Genomic DNA, 19,389 nt, shown 5'->3' with positions numbered 1-19,389 from the left:
CCGAGGCCGAGAAGGTCGTCGCCGCCGTCGAGGCCCAGGACCCCACCGCCACCATCGACACCGTCCGCAAGGACCCCGACGGCTCCTACGACGCCCTCGGCACCAAGGACGGCAGCCCGGTCAGGTACGACGTCAGCGCCGACCTGAAGACCGTCACCGAGCACACCGGCGGCCCCGGCGGCAAGGGTGGTCCCGGCGGTCCGGGTGACCACGGCGGTCCGGGCGGCGAGGCCGGCACCGGCGGCACGACGAGCACCGACCCGTCGGACGCGAACGCCACCGAGTCGGCGTACTCCGTCTGATCCGGCACGGGCCCGATGCGGGCCCGACCGCACAGCGGCGCCGGCACCCTCGGGGGTGCCGGCGCCGTCGTCGTCCCGCCCGGCCGGCGCGGTCTGCAGCGCGGGCGACGTGCGTGTCGGTCGTCGGCGGCTCAGGCGGCCGCCTCGACCTTGGGCATGATGTCGTTCTTCAGCCGCTTGAGGTCGTCGAGCGTCTTGGACACCGGCACGTCGGCGAAGGGCGGCCACAGGAGCGGCATCGTCATCCCGATCTCCTGGTAGCGCTTGAGCATGTCGGTGATCTGCCGCTCGCTGCCGACGAGGATGTTGGACACCTTGCCGTTGTCGCTCTGGTCGACGTCCTCGTCGGTGATCGTGAACCAGATCATGCTGCACATGTCGAGGTCGTCGACCGACTTGCCGAGCTTGTCCAGCTCGTCGCCGATGGCACCGCGCCACTCGGCGAACTCGCGGGGGGTGTCCTGGATGCCGATCCAGCCCGCGAGCCCGTACTTCGACACCCGGCGGGCCGAGCGGGCGGGGTCGCGCAGGCCGCTGAAGTAGATCGGCGGGTGCGGCTTCTGCACCGGCTTGTGGCCGAAGCCGCAGGGCTCGAAGTCGGCGTGCTCGCCGTGGTACTCGAAGATCTCGTTGGTCCAGATGCCCTGGCAGATCTCGATGGTCTCGCGCACGTGGGAGTGCCGGCGTGGGAAGCGGTCGGCGACGCTGGCCGCGGCGAACTCCTCCGGCATCCACCCCGAGCCGATGCCGACGTTGAGCCGGCCGTTGCTCAGGTGGTCGATGGTCGCGCACTCGGCGGCGAAGACGCCCGGGCCACGGAACGGGGTGTTCGTGATGCTCATGCCGATCCGCAGCTTCTCGGTGCGGGCCGCGAGCCAGGGCAGGATCGGCCAGCCCTGGAACCACTTGCCGCGGGCCTCGACCGGCAGCTGGGTCGGGAACTCCTGCATCATCCCGAACGGGTACTGCAGCTCGCCGCGGTCGGAGGCCTCGGGCGTGACGACGCGGTCGAGGGTCCACACCGAGTCGAAGTCGAGCTCCTCGGCGAGGTCCGCGAGATCCGCGAGCTCCTGGACGGTGACGTGGTTGCGGTACGTGGGCAGGTAGAGCGCGAGCTTCATCGGTCGAACATCTCCTCTGGTCGTCGGTGACCGGGACGGCCGGGGGGCAGGGGTCCCCGGCCGCCCCTTGTCCGGTAGCCAACACAGCCGCCCCCACCACCGGCAAGAGGTCCGCTGCTCATGGTTTCCTCAACGCTCCCGCCCCCCACCCCCAGGTGACATTTCGGGGTCACCCCGAAATGTCACCGACGCCCCGGTTAGTTTCCGGGGTCCAGAGGACATTTCGGGGTGACCCCGAAATGTCCGCCACACCCGGGGGTCAGGCGTCGCGCAGGCGGTCGCGGAGCTCGCGCTTGACGACCTTGCCGTAGTTGTTCGTCGGCAGTGCGTCGACGAAGACGTACTCCTTGGGGCGCTTGAACCGGGCGATGCGCTGCAGGCACGTGGCGTCCAGCTCGGCCGTGGGCGGCTCGTCGCCGGCGGGGACGACGAACGCGACGACGGACTCGCCCCAGTCGGGGTCCGGCCGGCCGACGACGGCGACGGCGTCGACGCCCGGGTGGGTGAGCAGCGCCTCCTCGACCTCGCGGGGGTAGATGTTCATGCCGCCGCTGATGACGAGGTCCTTGGAACGGTCGTGCAGCGTGAGGTACCCCTCGTCGTCGAAGGAACCGATGTCGCCGGTGTGCAGCCAGCCGCCGCGCAGCGTCTCGGCGGTCTCCTCCGGCTGCGCCCAGTACCCGGCCATGACGACGGCGCCCCGGACCACGACCTCGCCCGGCTCCCCCGGCGGCAGCGGCCCGTCGTCCTCGTCGACGACGCGCACCTCGACGTCGGTGCGGGTCCAGCCGACGGTCTGCAGGTGCTCGTGCCACCGCGGGTCGCCGCGGTCCACGTGGTCGGCCTTGGCGAGCCCGGTGATCGTCATCGGTGTCTCGCCCTGGCCGTAGATCTGCGCGAGCCGCGGCCCGAAGGTCTTCAGCGCGGCCTCGAGGTCGGTGAGGTACATCGGCGCGCCGCCGTAGATGATCGTCTTGAGGCCGGTGAGGTTGGCGCCGGCCAGCGCGGGGTCGGCGGCCAGCCGCTTGACCATGATCGGCGCGGCGAAGAACGACAGCCCCGGCCAGCGCTCGAGGTACCGCAGCAGCCCCGCGCCGTCGAGCACCCCCGGGCCCGGCATGACGCTCACCGCGCCCTTGGCGACGTGCGGCAGGCCGTACAGCCCCGACCCGTGCGACAGCGGCGCGGCGTGCAGGACGCTGTCGGTGGCGGCGACGGCGTCGATGTCGGCGTAGTAGCTGAGCGAGGCGGCCAGCAGGTTCCCGTGGGTCAGCGTCGCGCCCTTCGGCCGGCCGGTCGTGCCGCTGGTGTAGAAGAGCCACGCGGGGTCGTCGGCGTCCCGGTCGACCAGGGGCGAGGGGTCGGAAGCGAGCAGGTCGTCCCAGTCCGGCCCCGGCGCGAGCACGACGGTGCGCAGCGACTCCACGACGTCGACGAGCGGCGCGACGTCGTCCTCGTGCTCGCCGTCGGTGACGACGACGGCGCTGCCGCTGTGCCGCAGGATGTACGCGATCTCGTCCCGGTGCAGGCGGGCGTTGACGGGGACGGCGACGAGCCCGGCGTGCCACGCCGCGAACTGCGCCTCGAGGTACTCCGGCCGGTTGCGCATGACGATCGCGACCCGGTCGCCCGCCTCCAGCCCGAGCCGCTCGCGCATCCCGCCCGCGACCGACGCCACCCGCGACGCGAGCCCGGACCACGTCGCGTGCACCCGGTCGCCGTCCGCGACGGCCGGCCGGTCCGCGAGGCGCCGGCCGTTGCGCTCCACCCACGTCGCGAGGTTCATGCCGCCAACATCTCCGGCACCGCCCGGACCGTCAAGGCGGACCCGCCCGCGTTGAGCGCACGGTGATGTGGGCGCCCTAGGTTGGCCGCAGCGCAGGGACGACGGAGCCACGTCCCGCGAGCGTCGGGAGCACCGCGATGAGGTTGAACGCCGACCAGGCCAGGACCCGGCTGGACGCCCACGTCCACGCGGTCCTGTGCACCCTCCACCCCGAGCGCGGGCCGGACCCGCAGCCCGTCGTCTACGCCGTCAGCGACGACGGCCACCTCGGCGTGCCCGTCGACTCGGTGAAGCCGAAGTCCCGCTCCCGCCTGCAGCGCGAGGACAACCTCGACGCCGACCCACGCGGCACCCTGCTGCTCGAGCACTGGGACGCCGAGGACTGGACGCGCCTGTGGTGGGTGCGCGCCGAGCTGCGGCACGTCCCGCACCCCCCGCCGCTCGTCACCGACGACCTCGCCGACCGGCTGGCGTCGACGGTTCCGCAGTACGCCGACAAGCCGTTCCACCGGGTGCTCGTGTGCCGGATCGTCAAGGTCACCGGGTGGGCGGCGAGCGACTCCGCCTGAGGTCCGCCCCGGCGCGTGGGTCCAACCGCGGGACGGCTGTCCTCGCTCGGGACTACCGTGCCGTCATGCGGGCGACGGGGCGGACGGTCGGGGCGGGGCAAGCCAGCGGCGTCGTCCTCCTGGTCGCCGCGCTCGTCCTGCTCGGCGGGTGCGGGCTCGGCGGCGACCCGGTGCTCGAGGAGCTGCGCGGACGGGGCCAGGGCGCGGGGGCGGTGCGGCCGTACGACTCGCTCGTCGACCTGCTGCCGAACCGCACCTACCGGATGGGCGAGGGCCTGGAGTGGACGTTCTCGTCCTCGGTCGTCGTCGGGCGGTTCACCGAGGTCGAGCCGGGGCGCGCGTACGCCGCCGCGGACTCCCCCGGCGGCGTCGCCATCCCCTTCGACAGTCCCGACGCGGAGTGGCGCACCGTCCACGCCACCCTGGAGGTCGACCGCGTCGTCGCCGGTCGCCCGCTGCGCGCGGACGAACGCGTCGGCTTCTCCTTCGGCCCCGAGGTGTCGCTGGACGACGCGCGTCGCGGGCTCGCCGACCTGGGGACGGTGCTCGTCCTCGTCGACGACGCCTCGCCCGTGTTCGCCTACGCGCCCGAGGTGTCCGGCACGGCGGGCGACGGGGGGCTCGTCGCCCGGGTCGACGACGACGGCACGGTGACGCTCCTGGCGCCGGACGACGGCGAGGGCGCCACCGCGCTGGACGTCCCCTCCGTCGACGAGCTCGCGGCCGCCGGGCAGGGGCCGGGTGAGGACGTCCTGCTCGACGCCTCCGGTGCGGAGGTCCTCGCCCGCCGGGCGGCCGGGTAGCCGGGTCCGTGCGCGCGCGGCAGCCGCCGCGAGGGGCGCCGGTCGTCGACCACGCCGGGACCGGGGTCGCCACGAGGAGCAGCAGGCCCGGCCGGGACGGGTGGCGGCGCGCCGCCAGGGGACCGCCCGGCGGACCGTCAGCGGCCCCGTCGGCCGGGGGCGCGGGGGACGCGCAGGACCATCGAGGTCCCGTCCGGACCCGACGAGGCGACCGAGAGGTCCCCGCCCATCGCGGCCATGAGCCCGAGGGCCAGCCCGAGCCCCAGCCCCGTCCCCTCCTCCGCGGCGTCGCACCCTAGCGCGGTGGCGGGCCCCGACCGGGCCCGGGCGAAGGAGGTGAAGGCGTGCGGCAGGAAGTCGGGCGGCATGCCCGGCCCGTCGTCCTCGACCGCGACGCACAGCGCGCCGGCGTCGGGCGCGGCCCAGGAGCGCACCCGCACCCGACCGCCGGGCCGGCCGTGCCGCACCGCGTTGCCGACGAGATTGAGCAGCACCTGGCGCAGCCGTCGCCGGTCGGCGCGCACGACGTCGTCCCCGAGGTCGTGCGACAGCCGCGTCCCGCGCCCGTCGGCGGCGCGGGACAGCAGGGCGAACACCTCGTCGACGACCTCGGACAGGCAGACCGGCTCGAGGGCGAGCGGCAGGGCTCCGGCCTCGAGGCGGCTGAGGTCGAGGACGTCGGTCAGCAGGTCCATGACGTGCCCGGCGGCGGCGCCGATGTGGCCGAGCGCCTCGCGGCGGCGTGCCTCGTCGAGGTCCATCGTGCCGAGCAGCTCGGCGAACCCGACGATCGCCTGCATCGGGGTGCGCGCCTCGTGCCCGACGGCCGCGAGCATCTCGGACCTGGCGTGCGCGTGCTCCTCGGCGGTGCGGCGCGCGGTCTCGGCGGCGAGGCGGGCCCGCCGGTCCCGGTCGGCCGCCCGTCGCTCGGTGAGGTCGAAGACGTTGACGACGTACTGCGCCGCCCCACCGTCCTGCCCGGGGAGCAGGGAGACGGTGACCTCGGCCTCGACGTCCTGACCGCCCTCCCGCAGCACCCGTCCCTCGAAGACCAGCGGCGCGGGGTGGGTGATGCCCAGCGCGTCGGCGTCGAGGTCGTCGAGCCGGGAGCCGAGCGTCCCGCGGACCGGCGCGAGGACCTCGCCCAGGGGCCGGCCGACGAGGTCGTCGCCGCCGCCGACGAGGGCGCTCAGGGCCGTGTTGCTGCGGGCGACCACCCGGTCCGGGCCGACGATGGCCATGCCGAGCGCGTTGTCGTCGAAGGTCCGCCGGAACCGCCCCTCGCTCTCGACGAGGGCACCGAGCACACCGGCGTGGTCGATGGCCACCGACGCCAGGTGGGTGAAGCGGTCGACGAGCAGCTGCTCGCGGTGGCTCGGGCGGTGCGGTCGGCCGTGGTAGACGGCGAAGGTGCCGACGGGCCGGCCGTCGCGGCCCTCGATCGGCGTCGACCAGCAGGCGCGCAGGCCCGCGGACTCCGCGAGGTGGCGGTAGTCGGTCCACCGCGGGTCGCTGCGCACGTCCCGGGCGACGACGGCGACGTCCAGCGCGGCGGCCGTGCCGCAGGACCCCGCGCCCTCGCCGATCGCCATGCCGTCGATGGCGGCGCAGTACGTGGCGGGCAGGCTGGGGGCGGCGCCGTGGTGCAGCGTGCCGCGCGTGCGGTCCAGCAGCAGCACCGAGCAGGACGCCCCGGGCATGAGCCCCTCGAGCGCGCCCAGCAGCAGGTCGAGCACCCGGCGCAGCGGCGCGGCGGCGGCGATGAGCTCGAGCACCTCGGTCTGGCGGTCGAGCAGCCGCTGCACGTCGTCGGCGTCCAGCCCCGGCGCGGCGGTCCCGGCCGACCCGGACGGGAGGACGGCGGGCGGGCGCGGGGCGGCGGTCACGACGGGTCGCTCAGCTGGTAGCCGACGCCGCGGACGGTGCGCAGCAGCCGCGGGCGGGCGGGGTCGGCCTCGAGCTTGAGCCGCAGGCGGTGCACGTGCTCGGTGACGGTGGCCTCGCCGAGCCACTCCGAGGAGGAGTTCCAGACCCGGTCGAGCAGCTGGGCGCGGGTGAAGACCCGGCGCGGGTGGGTGGCGAGGAAGGCGACGAGGTCGAACTCCTTGGGCGTCAGCTCGACGTCGCGTCCGTCGACCGACACCTGCCTGCTGCTCGGCTCGACCCGCAGCGGGCCGACGACGACGGCGTCGCCGGTGAGCTCGGGCGAGCTGCGCCGCAGCACCGAGCGGATCCGGGCGACGAGCTCGCCGGGCGAGAAGGGCTTGACGAGGTAGTCGTCGGCGCCGAGGTCGAGCCCGACGATGCGGTCGGTCTCGCCGTTGCGGCCGGACAGGACGATGACCGGGGTGTCCGAGCGCCCGGCGCGCCCGTCGCGGACCGAGCGCAGCACGTCGAGGCCGCCCAGCCCCGGCAGCGACAGGTCGAGGACGACGAGCACCGGGTGGTCGTCGCGGATCCGGCGCAGGGCGGTGGGGCCGTCGTCGGCCTCGAGGACCCGGAAGCCGGCGTCGTCGAGCTGCCAGCGCACGACCGTGCGGATGGCGGCGTCGTCGTCGACGACGAGCACCATCGGCGCCGGTGCCGGCGCCTCCCGCTCCGTCGCGGTGTGGCCCATACCGGATGGGTACCACACGGCGCCGGGCGCAGTCACCGTCTTCGCGCCCACCACCCCTCCCCCCGCCGGCCGGCGGACATTTCGGGGTCACCCCGAAATGTCACCGAGCCCCCGGTTCGTAAGTGCGGTCTCGGTGACGTTCCGGGGTGTCGAGCGCCGGCGGGCGTCCACACCCCGAAATGTCACCGACCCCCCGGTTCGTAAGTGCGGTCTCGGTGACGTTCCGGGGTGTCGAGCGCCGGCGGGCGTCCACACCCCGAAATGTCACCGAGGCCCCCGGTTCGTCACCACGGTCTCGGTGACGTTCCGGGGTGTCAAGCGCCGGCGGGCGTCCTCCGACGTCAGTCCGCGTCCCCGTCCGGCGGAGCCTCGCCGGACGGGCGTCCTCCGACGTCAGGTCGCGTCCCCGTCCGGCGGCGCCTCGCCGGCCGACTCGAGCCGGATGACGTGGAGCACCGCGTTGATGAGGGCGAGGTGGGTGAACGCCTGCGGGAAGTTGCCGAGGTGCTGGCCGCTGTGCGGGTCGATCTCCTCCCCGTAGAGCTCGAGCGGGCCGGCGAAGGACAGCAGCTTGGCGCACAGCTTGCGCGCCTTCTTCACCTCGCCGATCTCGCACAGCGCCGAGACGAGCCAGAACGAGCAGATGGTGAACGTGCCCTCCTCGCCGCTGAAGCCGTCGTCGGTCTCCTCGACCTTGTAGCGCAGGACGAGCCCGTCGACGGTCAGCTCCTTGCGGATGGCGAGGACGGTGGCCCGGATACGCGGGTCGTCGGGCGGCAGGAACCGCACGAGCGGGGCCAGCAGCAGCGAGGCGTCCAGCGCCGTGCCGCCGTAGTACTGGGTGAGGACGCCCCGGTCGTCGACGCCGTGCTCGAGGATGTCGTCCTTGATCTCCTGCGCGGCGCGTTCCCACTCGTCGGCCTTCGCGGTCTCCCCGGTCATCCGGGCCAGCTTGGCGCCGCGGTCGACCGCGACCCAGCACATGATCTTCGAGGAGGTGAAGTGCTTGAGCTCGCCGCGGACCTCCCAGATGCCGGCGTCCGGCTCCTGCCAGTGCTGCAGCGCCTTGGTGACCTGGGTGTCCAGGATCGGCCAGATCCGGTTGTCGAGGTGGTCGACCGACCGGCTGTGCAGGTACAGCGAGTCCAGCAGCGCGCCCCACACGTCGTGCTGGCGCTGGGCGTAGGCGGCGTTCCCGATCCGCACCGGCCGCGACCCGGCGTACCCGGGCAGGTGGTCCAGCTCCTCCTCGACGAGGTCCTTCTCCCCGCCGATGCCGTACATGATCTGCAGGTCGCTGTCCCGCTCGGCGAGGTCGGCGATGAAGGAGAAGAAGTCGACGGCCTCCCAGTCGAACCCCAGCGAGAACATGCCCCACAGGGCGAAGGTCGAGTCCCGGATCCAGCTGAACCGGTAGTCGTAGTTGCGGGTGCCCCCGGGGGTCTCGGGCAGCGACGTGCTGCCGGCCGCGACGACCGCCCCCGTGGGGGCGTAGGTGAGGCCCTTGAGGGTCAGCGCGCTGCGCTGCAGGTAGCTGCGCCACGGGTGGTCCGGGAAGCGCCCGCGCCCCAGCCAGTGCTGCCAGTGGTGGGCGGTCCACACCTGCTTGGCGTACGCCTCCTCGTACGTCGTCGGCGGCACGGCGCCACCCCAGGACAGCGCGACGAACCGGGTGTCACCGGCCTTGAGCAGGGTGCGGCTGCTCGCCTGGCCGCCCTCGAAGCCGAGCATCATGTCGGTCGTGAGGACGAGCCGGACGTCGGACCCCTCGGCCTCCGCCTGCCCCTGGTGGTAGCTCTCGCCGGTGTAGCTCCACCGGACCGGCGCCCGGCCGTAGTCGAGCACCGGCTCGCAGTCCATGACGGTCTGCACCTCACCGGTGACGCACCGGATGGTGCGCAGCAGGATGTGCTCGGCCTCGTAGTCGGTCGGGGTGCGCGAGTACGTCGCCGACCGGTCGGCCTCGTGGTGCCACGGCCCGACGAGCAGGACGTCGCGCACGATCATCCATCCCGTCGGGGTGCCCCAGCTGGTCTCCAGGACCATCGTCCCCGGCAGGTACCGGCGGTCGGCGGGCACGGCGACGTCCACCGGACCGATCTTGAACCGGCCGGCCCGCTTGCCGAGGATCGCGCCGAACACGCTCGGGGAGTCGAAGCGCGGCACGCACATCCAGTCCACGGAGCCGCCGGGCGACAGCAGCGCGGAGACCTCGCCGTCGCTGAGGAAGCCGTGGTCCCCGATGGGGACCGTGCCGGTGCGGTCGGCCGGGTGCGTGGGCGACGGGGTGCTCGGGGCGTCCATCGTCGAAGCATCCCGGCGCCGACAGCAGCCCGCAAGGGATGGCACGGGACGGCCTCACCTCGGCGCGGGACGGCGCGCGCCCACGCGTCCGCGGGGGGAGGGGATGCGTCGGGTCCGGGAGCGCCCCGAGAGAAGGACCTTCCCGCGGACTGCGCCGCCACCCGTCACCGGGTCCGGGAGCGTGCCGGGACCGGGACCTCGCGGTGGACCGCGCGCCGCCACCCGTCACCGGGTCTGGGAGCGTGCCGGGACGAGGACCTCGCGGTGGACCGCGCGCCGCCACCCGTCACCGGGTGCGGGCCGTCCGGTCCCGCCCTCGGTCCCGGGCGAGTTGAGGGCGACGGCCGGCCGGCTCAGCGGAAGCGCTCGACGTCGGTCCCGCTCTGCTCCTCGATGCCGTGGGTCTCGATGTACCCCCAGGCGTCCGGCCGCGACCCGTCGGCGTCGGTGACCCCGTAGGCGTCGGACAGCTCGCGGGCGGTGAGCACGCGCCCGGCGAACCGCGCGACGTCGTCGTCGCCGCACAGCGCCGCCACGCCGCGGGCCACGTAGGCCGGCGACTCGGAGATCGCGAACCCGGGCGTCCCGGTCGTCGCCTCCCGCCACGTCTCCTCCGTCACCCCGAAGTTCTCGAGCATCGTCTCGGAGCGGAGCCACCCCGGCGTGACGCCGAGGGCCGTGACCGGGAGACCGTCGAGCTCGGCAGTCAGGCTCGTGACGATGCGGTCGACGCCGGCCTTGACGAAGTCGTAGTAGAAACCGACGCCGTGGCGGTAGCGGGCGTTGAAGGCCGAGGTGCCGTCGGTCATCTCGAGCACCGTCCCGCCCCCGGTCCGCAGCATGAGGGGGATGGCCCGGGCGCACGTGACCAGGTGGGTGTCGAGACCCATCCGCAGCATCCGCAGGCCCCCGGCGAGGTCGTGCTCCCACAGTTTCTTGTCGAACTGGGCGTAGCGGTCGCCGCCGAAGACGCTGTTGACGAGGACGTCGAGTCGTCCGTGCTCCGCCTCGATGTCCGCGACGAGGGAGGCGACGGCCTCGGGGTCCTCGTGGTCGACGACGCGGGCCCGCCCCTCCCCCACCTCGGCGAGCAGGTCGCCGGTCTCCTCGACCGTCTCCCGACGGCCGATCTCGGACGGTCCCGTGGACCGGCTGCTCCGCCCGGTGGCGACGACGAACGCGCCCGACCGGGCGAGCTCGACGGCGATGGCGCGGCCGGCTCCGCGGGTGGCTCCCGCGACGAGGGCGACGCGTCCGGCGAGGGGGGTCGCGGTGCTCGGGGTGGTCGTCATGGGGCGTCCTTCCGGGTGTACGGGTCAAGGATGGTGTCGAGGTCGGCCGCCAGCCGGTCGACGAGGGGCCCGTCGGGTCGCACGGACCAGGAGAGGCATCCGCCCTCCATCGCCGCGGCCACGACGCGGGCCAGGCGCTCCGGGGCCGGAGCGCCGTGCAGCTCACCGGCGGTCGTGGCGGCCGCCGCGTGCCGGGCGAGGTGCCGGCGCACGATCCCCCACCCGGAGTCGAGCAGCTCGCGGAGGTCGGCGCGCTGCAGGTCGACGGCAAGCACGGCCAGCTGGTTCGCGGCCGTGTCGGGGTGGTCGAGGTCCCGGTAGGACTGCAGCGCGACCTCCCGCAGCCGCTGCAGCGGAGACTCCGTCCCGGCGACGCAGCCCGCCAGCTCCGCGTCGAGGCCGGCGACCCAGCGCCGGGACAGCAGCAGCGGGATCGCCTCCTTGGAGCCGAAACGGCCGACGAACGTCGCCGCCGACACCCCGGCCTCGGCCGCGGCCGCGGCCAGGGTGAACCGGTCGGGCCCTCCGGCCATGAGGACGCGGGCGGCGGCGTCGAGCAGCTGCTCGTCGGTCACCGTCCGGGGTCTCGCCATCCGGTTACTGAACCACTGTTCACTAACCACCGCAACCGGCCGGTGCCGCCGCGAGGGTCGGGGGCGGGCCGTCGTCCGTCGCGGTCTCCGCGCCGGCTCCGGACCCGGCCCGACCACGCCCGGGCCGCGTCCGGTCCGCGGCAGCGGGCCGACGCTCAGCCGGAGAGGTGGTCGTGGACCCGGTGCAGCAGTCGGCCGAGGTCGCGCGCCTCGTCGGCCGTGAGACCGAGCGACTCGGGACGGTTGAGCTCGGCGACCGCAGGGCCCACGACGGCCAGCGTCCGCCGGCCGGCCGGGGTGATCTCGACGGCGACGGCCCGGCCGGGCGTGCCGGGCTCAATTCGGCGGAGCAGCCCGACCCGCTCCATCTCCCGCAGGATGGGCCCCACGCTCTGCGGCGTCACGAGGATCTCGCGGGCCAGCGCCGCCTGGCTCACCCCTGGCTCCCGCGAGAGGCGCACGAGCACCCCGAACTGGTGCTTGGTGACGCCGTGGTCGGCGAAGAGGCGGAGGAACCGGTCCCCCATCGCCCGCCCGGTCCGCACGAGGGTCCAGCCGGTCAGCGTCTCCGGGTCGATGCCGCCGGCGGCGTTCCGCCCGCCCGATGCGCCGTGCTCCATCGCTCGACCCTAGACGGCGGACGCTCCTCCGGGCGCTCCCCTCGCGGCCAACCATAAGGTGACTTATGGTCGAGGGGTGGGGATGACGTCGACGAGGCAGGAGCGAGGCATGGAGCGCTGGACGGCCTGGGTGCTGCGGCACCGCCTGCTCGTCGTGGTCGTGTGGGCGGCGGTGGCCGTGGCCGGTGGCGTCACGGCGCCACGCACGGTCGAGCGGCTGACCTACGACTTCGCCCTGCCCGGCCTCCCGGCCTACGAGACGAACACGACCATCACGGAGCGGTTCGGGACGGGGGGCGCCGACGACCCCCTGCTGCTCGTCGTGCGGGGCGCGGACGCGGAGGGGTCGGCCGCCCGGGTCGCGCGGCAGGTGCGGCGAGCGGTCCCGGGCACCCGGACGGTCACCGCCGAGGACGCCGGCGCCGCGTCCCTGACGACGCGCGACGGCTCGGTGTCCGTCGTCGTCGTCAGCCCTCCGGTCACCCCCGGCCCGGAGCCGTACGCGGCGAGCCTGCCGGCCCTGCAGCGACTGGCGGCCGAGGCCCGGGACGGCGGCGTGGACGCCACCCTCACCGGCTTCACCCAGCTGACCGAGGGCTCGGGCGGTGACCGCGGGGTGCTGGTCGAGGTCCTGCTCGGTGGCGCCGGAGCGCTCGTCGTCCTCGCCCTCGTCTTCGGCTCGCTGCTCGCCGGGGTCCCGCTGCTCGTCGCGGCCGTCTCGATCCTCGGCACCTTCCTCGCGCTGCTGGGCCTGACCGGGGTCACCGACGTGTCCTTCGTCGTCCAGTACCTCGTCGCGCTCATCGGGCTCGGGGTGGCCATCGACTACACCCTGCTCGTCGTCACCCGGTGGCGGGAGGAGCGCGAGGACGGGGCCGAGGACCGGGAGGCCGTCCGGACCGCGATGGCCACGTCCGGGCGCGCGGTGGTCTTCAGCGGCACGACCGTCGCGGTCTCCCTCGCCGCCCTCGTCCTGGTCCCGCTGCCGTTCCTCCGGAGCATCGGGCTGGGCGGGCTCCTCATCCCGCTGTTCAGCGTCGCGACCAGCCTGTCGCTGCTGCCGGTCCTGCTCGACACGCTCGGGCCACGGATGCTGTGGCCGCACCGCCGTCGGGCCCGCACCCGCAGCCGGAGGTGGGCGGCCGTGGCGGGCACCGTGCTGCGCCACCGCGTCCTCACGATCGTCGGCTCCGGCGCCCTGCTCCTCGCGCTCGCCCTGCCGTCCCTGGGGCTGACCCTGGGCTCACCCCAGCTCTCCGGGCTCCGCTCCGGGAGCCCGGCCTCGACCGCCGTCTCGGCCGCGGTCGACGGGGGGGTCCCGGTCGGCGCCCTGCGGCCGAGCGAGATCCTCGTCGACGCCGCGGACGCCGAGGCCGACCTGGGCCGGATCCGGGCGCTCGAGGGCGTCGCCGGCGCGGTCTCGCCGACCGGCGACGGATGGACCGCCGGCGGGGACCGGCTGGTGCAGGTGTGGTCGGCCGCCGACCCGTCGAGCGATGCCGGCCGCGCGACGCTGGACCGGCTGCGCGCCTGGGCCGCGCAGCACGACGCACGGGTCGGCGGCAGCCCCGCGGAGGACGCCGACTTCGTCCTCGCCGTCTACCGGGACGCGCCCTGGATCCTCGGCGGGGTCGTCGTCGTGACCTTCCTGCTCCTCGCCCGCGCCCTGCGCTCGGTGTGGCTGCCGGTCAAGGCGCTCGTGCTCAACGTGCTGTCCGTCGCGGCGGCCTACGGCGTGACCGTCCTGGTCTGGCAGGACGGCTGGGGGACCCGGCTGCTCTTCGACCAGACCGCCACCGGAGTCGTCACCACCTGGGTGCCCATCGCGGGGTTCGCGTTCCTCTTCGGGCTCTCGATGGACTACGAGGTCTTCATCCTCGCGCGGATGCGCGAGGCGTACGACGCCCACGGCGACACCGACCGGGCGGTCGTCGACGGGATCGCCCACACCGGGCGACTCGTGACCTCGGCCGCCCTCATCCTCTTCCTCGCCTTCGTCGCCCTGTCGACGGTCCCGACGGTCGACGTGAAGATCCTCGCCACCACCCTGGCGCTGGGGATCGCCATCGACGCCGTCGTCGTCCGCAGCCTCCTGGCGCCCGCCCTCGTCGCCGCCCTGGGCCGTCTCAACTGGACGATGCCCGACATCCTCGCCCGGCTGCTGCGCGCCTGACGGCGGCCCGTGCCGGGCCACGGGCGGACCCCGGGCCGCCGGGTGACCGGCCGCGGTCCCGTCGGGGTCAGTGCAGGCCGCCCGGGGGGACGCGGAACAGCGACGGCAGCCGGCGGGCGGCCCGCCGGTCGCCCTCGACCACGAGGACGCCCTCCCCCTCGAGATCGCCGAGCGCCTCGCCCTCGAGCAGCCGCCGGACCGGGCCCACGTCGCCGGTGAGGACCGCCGTGGGGTGCTCCGGTCGGCCCCGCGTGACCTCGGCGGCACCGCCACGGACACGCAGGGCGAACGGCTCGCCGCCGAGGACCAGGGCCCAGTCGCCGTCCCGGGCGTCGGGGCGCACCAGCACCCGCAGCATCCGCACGAAGGAGACGGGGCTCATCTCCCGCGTGGCCACCGGGGGCTCGGCGGCGCCCCAGCGGCCCAGCGCCTGCAGCACGGGGTCGAGGGCGGTGCCGCGCTCGGTCAGGGCGTAGGCGGCGCCGGTGGCGAGCGGGTCGGGCTCGAAGCGGCGGACGACCCCCGCGGCCTCGAGCTCGCGCAGCCGCTGCGAGAGGACGTTGGGGCTGACGTCGGGCAGGCCCCTCCGGAGCTGACCGAACCGCCGGGGCCCGAGGCTCAGCTCGCGGACCACGAGCAGCGCCCAGCGCTCGCCCACGGCGTCGAGGGCCCGGGCCACCCCGCACGGGTCCGCGTAGGACCGTCGGCCGTTCTCCACACCGCCCAGCCTAGTCCCCGTTCCGGACCACCAGTTGCACATCAGGACTATTGATCCTAGTTTAGGACCACTAGACCGTGACAGCGAAGGAGCCGACGATGACGACGTTCGTCCTGATCCCCGGGGCCGGTGGCGCCGCCGAGGTCTACTGGCGCGAGGTGAGCGCGCTCCTGCGGGCCGCGGGGCACACCGCCGTCCCGGTGGACATCGCCGGCGACGACCCCCGGCTCGGCCTGCCGGAGTACGCCGCCCTCGTCGACGAGGCGATCGGGGAGCACCGCGACGTCGTGCTCGTCGCGCAGTCGATGGGCGGGTTCACCGCGCCGATGGTGAGCCGCCTCGACCAGGTGGCGCGCATCGTGCTCGTCAACGCGATGGTGCCGCTGCCGGGCGAGACCCCCGCGCAGTGGGGCGAGGCGACCGGCGCGGAGGCGGCGAGGCAGGAGGCGGACCGCGCGGCCGGACGGACCGGCGGCTTCGACGTCGACGAGGTGTTCCTCCACGACGTGCCCGAGGAGGTCCGCGCCGGCATGGCCGAGGGCGACCGCGAGCCCGCCGAGACGCCCTTCGGCCAGCCGTGCACGTTCGACGCCTGGCCGCAGGTCCCCACCCACGTGCTCGTCGGGGCCGACGACCGCATGTTCCCGGCCCCCTTCCAGGTCCGTGTCGCCAGGCAGCGGCTCGGTCTCGACGCCGACGTGCTGCCCGGGGGGCACCTCGTGGCCAAGAGCCGGCCCGAGCAGGTCGCGGAACGGCTCCTCGCGTACGCCGCCGGCGACGACATCGCCGACAGTGACAACGGCGTCCCGTTCGGCCTCGACGACGCCGCGGCCGAGGTGCGTCGCCTCGCGGCGTCGGTGGAGGACGACCGGCTGGACGGCCCGACCCCGTGTGCCGGGTGGACGGTGCGCGACCTCCTCGCCCATCTCTGCGGCCTGACCCGCGCCTTCACGGCGACCGCCCGGCACGAGACCGCCGGCGGCGCCCCGCCGACGGCCCTCCCCGAGGACTGGCGCGTCCGTCTCGACCGCGACCTCGACGACCTCGTCGCCGCCTGGCGCGAGCCCGCGGCCTGGGAGGGCGAGGCCGAGGCGGGCGGGATGACGATGCCGTCCGCCGAGCTGGCCGTCGTCGTGCTGGACGAGCTGGTGCTGCACGGGTGGGACCTCGCGGTGGCCACGGACCAGCAGTTCTCGGCCGCCACGCGGGACGTCGAGATCTGCACGCGGTTCGCCGAGGCGATGTCGACGCCGGACGCGCTGGAGAGCCGGGAGGGTCTCTACGGACCCGTCCGGCCGGTCCCCGACGACGCCACGCCCCTGCAGCGGCTGCTCGCCCTCGCCGGACGCGACCCGCTCGCCGGCGCGCCGGCGGGCGGGGCGTCGCCTCGCTAGGGTCGTGCCGTGACCGGGTCCGGCTCCTCGGCGGGTCCGACCCGGGTGCAGCAGCGACGCCGGGCCGGCTGGCGGAAGCCGCCCGGGGCGGTCTCGGTCGCGCGGCCGCACCGCTTCCACAACCCGCACCGCGTCGACGCCGCCGCGGGCGTGGACCGCGCCGAGGCGGTCCGGCGCTTCCGTGAAGACCTCGTGGCCGGCCGTCTCGGCTACACGGTCGACGACGTGCGCCGCGAGCTCCGCGGCCGCGACCTCATGTGCTTCTGTCCCGTGGTCGACGACCGCGGTGAGCCGGTGCCCTGTCACGCGCAGGTGCTCCTCGAGGTGGCCAACCCCCTCCGGACAGCCACCGTTGCCGCGAATCCCCCGCGCGCCGTCCGTCCCGCGCCCTAGCATCCGCTCGGGCACCTGCCCGACCTCGCCGGGCGTGAGCCCCGACCCGAAGGACCCGCAGATGCCCTCCGTCCCCGTCCTGCGCGCCGCCGTCGGCTGCTGCGCCGCCCTCGCGCTCGGCGGCCTCGCCGCCGCCCCCGCCTCGGCCGCCTCCGCCGACCTCACCTACCAGTGCGAGTACGCCGTCGGCGACGTCTCCGGCAGCGGGGACGCCGTCGCCTCCTGGGACACCGCGATCGCCGACGACGGCAGCCTGCGCGTGCAGGTCGGCGACACCGTCTCCCTCGACCCGTACACCGGCGAGATCACCCTCCCCGACGAGCTCGTCGCCGAGCTGCGGGCGCAGGAGGTGGCGGTCCTCGACGTCAGCGGGCTCCAGCTGACCATCGTCGACGAGACCGGTCAGCCGTACATCCTCGAGCTGTCGGTCGACCCCACCCCCGTCCCCGCCGAGGGCCCGCTGACGCTGACGGCGCGGGGCGTCGACCCGGAGCCGGTCGAGGTGACCGAGCCCGGCCCGTACACGCTCGTCGCCGTCGCCTTCTTCCTCGCGACGGGGGACCTCGAAGACCCCGGGCCCACGGAGGGCATGACCTACGTCGACTGCGTCCTCCCGGAGGACTCCCCGCAGGACCAGGCCGTCGACACCTTCGTCGCCGCCGCCGCCCCGGTGCCCACGGTCACCGTGACGCCGACGCCCGAGGTGACGGTGACGGCGAGCCCGGCCGTCACCGTGACGGCGACCCCGGTGCGCCCGGTCCTCGTCCAGACCGACGCCCCGGCCGGACCGACCGGACTCGGCGCGCCGGCCGTCGCGGGGGCGGGGCTGACGGCGTTGCTGCTCGGCGCCCTGGTCGCGCGGCGTCGCCCGGAGCGGCGACACTGACGGACGTGACCAGGGGCCGGGCGGTGCGACGTCGCGGGGCGACCGCGTCCGCGCTGCTGCTCGCGGCGCTGCTGACCGCCCCGGTCGCCGGCTGTGGCAGCCCCGCCGAGCCGGTGGCAGCACTGTCGGCGACGACACCGCCGGTCAGCCCGTCGGCCACGCCCACACCCACCCCGACGTCGACCCGGTCCTCGACGCCCACGCCGTCCTCGACCCCGGAGCGCACCCCGCGGCCGACGCGGTCGGTGGTGTCCGTCACCGACCCCGAGGGCGACCCGGCGCGCGTCGTCGTCGAGACCGCGAGCGGCACCGTCCTCGTCGACGCCGACGTCCGGCCACAGGGCCTGGACGCCGACGGCGTGCTGTCGCCGCCCGGTGGCGTCGTCGGCTGGTACGACGAGCCCGGGTGGCCGCGGCCGGGCTGGCCGGGGGCGGCGATCCTCGCCGGGCACGTCGGCACGCCCGAGACCGGCCCGGACGTCTTCCGGAAGCTGCCGCGGGCGAGCCCCGGCGACGTCGTCACCGTCACCTTCGACTCCGGCGAGGCGGTCCGCTTCGTCGTCACCCGCTCGGCCGGGCTGCCCAAGGAGCAGACCCCGGCCGACGACTCCATCTGGGACGCCGGCAACCCCGAGCCGCTGCTGCGCCTCATCACCTGCGACCCTCGGACGCCGCTGGAGAGCGGGCACTACGAGGGCAACTGGGTGCTCTGGGCCGACCTGGCCTGAGCCCGCCGACGCCGACGCCGGCGGCCGCTGCGCTCCTGGCGACCGGGCGCGTCCCGGGTCGCGCCGCGACGGTGCGGTCGACCGGGGTCATGGCCACGCCTGACCGCACCGCTGACCGGGCACATCCCGCCGGGGTCACACGCGAGGCCGCGCCGGCAGGGATGTTCGTCCCCGCCGGCGCGGCCACCTGGCGTCGAGCGCTTACCGCAGGGTGAAGGTGAACGTCGTGGAGTTGCCCGCGACGTCGAACACCTCGAGGGTGTTCTTGCCCTCGACCGCACCGTGGCGCCCGGGCACGATCCCGTCGACGTCGACCGACACGTCGTCATCGACGTCGTTCTCGACACCGTTGAGGGTGTAGCGGTCGATCTTGCCGTCGTCGGTGAGCCTGAAGGAGACCTTCGAGTAGACCCCGTCCCGGCCGACCGTGAGCTCGGAGCCGTCCTTGACCGTCACCACCGGGGCGGTGGTGTCCTGCGGGACGCCGGAGCCGTCGACGACGCTGACCGTGGCCTCGGCCGTCTTGTCGGTGCCCTCGACGGTGCCGGTGAGGGTGAAGGTGCCCGTCTTGGCGTACTGCGCGGGGTCGACCTTCGCCCAGGTGACGGGGATCCGGCTGTCCTGCGAGCCGTCGTTGTACACGGCGGTGACGGTGGTCGGCAGCTGTGGCGCGGTCCCGACGAGCGTCGTGACCGAGACCGGCTGGATCGTGTTGATCTGCACGGCGTTCGTCACGCGGACCCAGATGGTCAGGTCGGCGGTGGCTCCACCGGCGACGATGCCCTTGATCTGGACACTTCTGCCGGGCTGGGAGACCTGCTCCTTCGTGACCGTCGGCCAGGTGACCGGGGCCTGGGCACGGGTGCCGTCGGAGTAGACCTGCTCGACGGTCTTCGGCAGCTCCGGCACGACCCCGACGGTGGTCGGGATGTGGACCGGGGTGGTCGAGACCGGGGTGTCGGCGAAGATCTTCCACTCCGAGGCCCCGACGGCCGAGTTCGTCGTGCCGTTGGAGTCGGCCGTGAAGGTCGCCCGCAGCGCGGTGGTCTTCACGGGGTCGAACGTCGTGAGGTTGCCGGCGTCCGGGTCC

The 19,389-nt window shown here is 74.8% G+C and carries 18 protein-coding genes; 8 read left to right on the top strand and 10 right to left on the bottom strand.

Annotated features, from left to right (window positions below; translation table 11 throughout):
- Positions 1-302, top strand: a 302-nt coding sequence (locus EPD83_RS20460; RefSeq protein WP_205859582.1) for a hypothetical protein, incomplete at its 5' end; no start/stop codon positions are given.
- 131 nt (positions 303-433) lie between these two features.
- Here EPD83_RS20460 and EPD83_RS17315 read toward each other — a convergent pair.
- Both EPD83_RS17315 and EPD83_RS17310 read right to left on the bottom strand, forming a co-directional pair.
- Positions 434-1,423 (bottom strand): LLM class flavin-dependent oxidoreductase, encoded by a 990-nt coding sequence (locus tag EPD83_RS17315; protein ID WP_128368526.1) that lies wholly within the window; start codon positions 1,421-1,423, stop codon positions 434-436.
- A 259-nt stretch (positions 1,424-1,682) separates the two neighbouring features.
- Positions 1,683-3,209 carry an AMP-binding protein gene (locus EPD83_RS17310; protein WP_128368159.1) on the bottom strand — a complete coding sequence of 509 codons (1,527 nt, stop codon included), beginning with the start codon at positions 3,207-3,209 and terminating at the stop codon, positions 1,683-1,685.
- Between the two features lie 137 nt (positions 3,210-3,346).
- Between EPD83_RS17310 and EPD83_RS17305 the strand changes: the two genes are divergently transcribed.
- Both EPD83_RS17305 and EPD83_RS17300 read left to right on the top strand, forming a co-directional pair.
- Positions 3,347-3,778: a PNPOx family protein gene (locus EPD83_RS17305; protein ID WP_128368158.1), complete on the top strand. Its 432-nt coding sequence runs from the start codon at positions 3,347-3,349 to the stop codon at positions 3,776-3,778.
- A gap of 65 nt (positions 3,779-3,843) precedes the next feature.
- Positions 3,844-4,581, top strand: a complete 738-nt coding sequence (locus EPD83_RS17300) for a hypothetical protein (RefSeq protein ID WP_165566923.1) — start codon at positions 3,844-3,846, stop codon at positions 4,579-4,581.
- 137 nt (positions 4,582-4,718) lie between these two features.
- Here EPD83_RS17300 and EPD83_RS17295 read toward each other — a convergent pair whose 3' ends face one another.
- The 6 genes from EPD83_RS17295 to EPD83_RS17270 form a co-directional block, all read right to left on the bottom strand.
- Positions 4,719-6,467: a sensor histidine kinase gene (locus EPD83_RS17295; protein WP_205859581.1), complete on the bottom strand. Its 1,749-nt coding sequence runs from the start codon at positions 6,465-6,467 to the stop codon at positions 4,719-4,721.
- Entirely contained in the window at positions 6,464-7,198 is a 735-nt protein-coding gene (locus tag EPD83_RS17290) for a response regulator (protein ID WP_205859580.1), read from the bottom strand. The genes EPD83_RS17295 and EPD83_RS17290 overlap by 4 nt, the downstream gene beginning before the upstream one ends.
- Positions 7,199-7,591: 393 nt before the next feature.
- On the bottom strand, positions 7,592-9,502 hold the full coding sequence (locus tag EPD83_RS17285; RefSeq protein ID WP_165566922.1) for a glycoside hydrolase family 15 protein: 1,911 nt from the start codon (positions 9,500-9,502) through the stop codon (positions 7,592-7,594).
- A 353-nt stretch (positions 9,503-9,855) separates the two neighbouring features.
- Positions 9,856-10,794, bottom strand: a complete 939-nt coding sequence (locus EPD83_RS17280; RefSeq protein ID WP_128365986.1) for an SDR family oxidoreductase — start codon at positions 10,792-10,794, stop codon at positions 9,856-9,858.
- Complete coding sequence (locus EPD83_RS17275) at positions 10,791-11,387, bottom strand: TetR/AcrR family transcriptional regulator (RefSeq protein ID WP_128365987.1); 597 nt, start codon at positions 11,385-11,387, stop codon at positions 10,791-10,793. Before EPD83_RS17275 ends, EPD83_RS17280 begins: the two co-directional genes overlap by 4 nt.
- Positions 11,388-11,542: 155 nt before the next feature.
- Positions 11,543-12,007 (bottom strand): MarR family winged helix-turn-helix transcriptional regulator, encoded by a 465-nt coding sequence (locus tag EPD83_RS17270; protein WP_128365988.1) that lies wholly within the window; start codon positions 12,005-12,007, stop codon positions 11,543-11,545.
- Between the two features lie 109 nt (positions 12,008-12,116).
- Between EPD83_RS17270 and EPD83_RS17265 the strand changes: the two genes are divergently transcribed.
- Positions 12,117-14,180 (top strand): MMPL family transporter, encoded by a 2,064-nt coding sequence (locus tag EPD83_RS17265; RefSeq protein ID WP_128365989.1) that lies wholly within the window; start codon positions 12,117-12,119, stop codon positions 14,178-14,180.
- Positions 14,181-14,247: 67 nt separating this feature from the next.
- Here EPD83_RS17265 and EPD83_RS17260 read toward each other — a convergent pair whose 3' ends face one another.
- Positions 14,248-14,898 (bottom strand): winged helix-turn-helix transcriptional regulator, encoded by a 651-nt coding sequence (locus EPD83_RS17260; RefSeq protein ID WP_205859579.1) that lies wholly within the window; start codon positions 14,896-14,898, stop codon positions 14,248-14,250.
- A gap of 98 nt (positions 14,899-14,996) precedes the next feature.
- Here EPD83_RS17260 and EPD83_RS20455 point away from each other — a divergent pair, with 98 nt between their 5' ends.
- The 4 genes from EPD83_RS20455 (at position 14,997) to EPD83_RS17235 (ending at position 18,299) form a co-directional block, all read left to right on the top strand.
- Entirely contained in the window at positions 14,997-16,292 is a 1,296-nt protein-coding gene (locus EPD83_RS20455) for a TIGR03086 family metal-binding protein (protein ID WP_205859578.1), read from the top strand.
- Positions 16,293-16,301: 9 nt separating this feature from the next.
- Positions 16,302-16,685: a DUF4326 domain-containing protein gene (locus EPD83_RS17245; protein ID WP_128365991.1), complete on the top strand. Its 384-nt coding sequence runs from the start codon at positions 16,302-16,304 to the stop codon at positions 16,683-16,685.
- A 61-nt stretch (positions 16,686-16,746) separates the two neighbouring features.
- Positions 16,747-17,571 (top strand): hypothetical protein, encoded by an 825-nt coding sequence (locus EPD83_RS17240; protein ID WP_165566921.1) that lies wholly within the window; start codon positions 16,747-16,749, stop codon positions 17,569-17,571.
- A 5-nt stretch (positions 17,572-17,576) separates the two neighbouring features.
- On the top strand, positions 17,577-18,299 hold the full coding sequence (locus EPD83_RS17235; RefSeq protein WP_128365993.1) for a class F sortase: 723 nt from the start codon (positions 17,577-17,579) through the stop codon (positions 18,297-18,299).
- Positions 18,300-18,500: 201 nt separating this feature from the next.
- Here EPD83_RS17235 and EPD83_RS17230 read toward each other — a convergent pair.
- Positions 18,501-19,389, bottom strand: an 889-nt coding sequence (locus tag EPD83_RS17230) for an Ig-like domain-containing protein (RefSeq protein WP_205859577.1), incomplete at its 5' end; no start/stop codon positions are given.

It is taken from the genome of Phycicoccus flavus (assembly GCF_004025965.2).
Classification (GTDB): Bacteria; Actinomycetota; Actinomycetes; order Actinomycetales; family Dermatophilaceae; genus Phycicoccus; species Phycicoccus flavus.
This window is presented reverse-complemented; position numbering and strand designations above follow the sequence as displayed.

Excerpts from the sequence above, each read along its gene's own strand:
- EPD83_RS17315 (WP_128368526.1), bottom strand. The coding sequence starts at position 1,423 with ATGAAGCTCGCGCTCTACCTGCCCACGTACCGCAACCACGTCACCGTC.
- EPD83_RS17310 (WP_128368159.1), bottom strand. The coding sequence starts at position 3,209 with ATGAACCTCGCGACGTGGGTGGAGCGCAACGGCCGGCGCCTCGCGGAC.
- EPD83_RS17305 (WP_128368158.1), top strand. The coding sequence starts at position 3,347 with ATGAGGTTGAACGCCGACCAGGCCAGGACCCGGCTGGACGCCCACGTC.
- EPD83_RS17300 (WP_165566923.1), top strand. The coding sequence starts at position 3,844 with ATGCGGGCGACGGGGCGGACGGTCGGGGCGGGGCAAGCCAGCGGCGTC.
- EPD83_RS17290 (WP_205859580.1), bottom strand. The coding sequence starts at position 7,198 with ATGGGCCACACCGCGACGGAGCGGGAGGCGCCGGCACCGGCGCCGATG.
- EPD83_RS17285 (WP_165566922.1), bottom strand. The coding sequence starts at position 9,502 with ATGGACGCCCCGAGCACCCCGTCGCCCACGCACCCGGCCGACCGCACC.
- EPD83_RS17280 (WP_128365986.1), bottom strand. The coding sequence starts at position 10,794 with ATGACGACCACCCCGAGCACCGCGACCCCCCTCGCCGGACGCGTCGCC.
- EPD83_RS17275 (WP_128365987.1), bottom strand. The coding sequence starts at position 11,387 with ATGGCGAGACCCCGGACGGTGACCGACGAGCAGCTGCTCGACGCCGCC.
- EPD83_RS17270 (WP_128365988.1), bottom strand. The coding sequence starts at position 12,007 with ATGGAGCACGGCGCATCGGGCGGGCGGAACGCCGCCGGCGGCATCGAC.
- EPD83_RS17265 (WP_128365989.1), top strand. The coding sequence starts at position 12,117 with ATGGAGCGCTGGACGGCCTGGGTGCTGCGGCACCGCCTGCTCGTCGTG.
- EPD83_RS20455 (WP_205859578.1), top strand. The coding sequence starts at position 14,997 with ATGACGACGTTCGTCCTGATCCCCGGGGCCGGTGGCGCCGCCGAGGTC.
- EPD83_RS17240 (WP_165566921.1), top strand. The coding sequence starts at position 16,747 with ATGCCCTCCGTCCCCGTCCTGCGCGCCGCCGTCGGCTGCTGCGCCGCC.